1 pseudogene is annotated in these 220 nt (G+C 41.8%); it reads left to right on the top strand.

Going from position 1 to position 220, the window contains the following annotated elements:
- Positions 1–220 (top strand): annotated as a pseudogene (locus H4J69_RS19860) (transposase); the annotation flags it as partial.

Raw genomic sequence — 220 nt, 5'->3', positions numbered from 1 at the left:
CATTCGAAATGGAAATGGTTGAAGAAACAGCACAAGTCTATAAACAGCGCTTAATCGATATCAGTTGGTATATGCGGGCATTAAACGAGCCTATTGCTCGACAAGCCAATAAAGAAGATAAATGCACGGGGCACTTTTGGGAAGGACGCTTTAAATCTCAAGCCCTGCTCGATGAAGGGGCATTACTTGCTTGTATGGCTTATGTAGATTTAAATCCAGT

This window comes from Colwellia sp. BRX10-9, assembly GCF_014077405.1.
Taxonomy (GTDB): domain Bacteria; phylum Pseudomonadota; class Gammaproteobacteria; order Enterobacterales; family Alteromonadaceae; genus Colwellia_A.
Note: the sequence above shows the minus strand (reverse complement) of the source record. Positions and strands in the feature narration are given on the sequence as shown.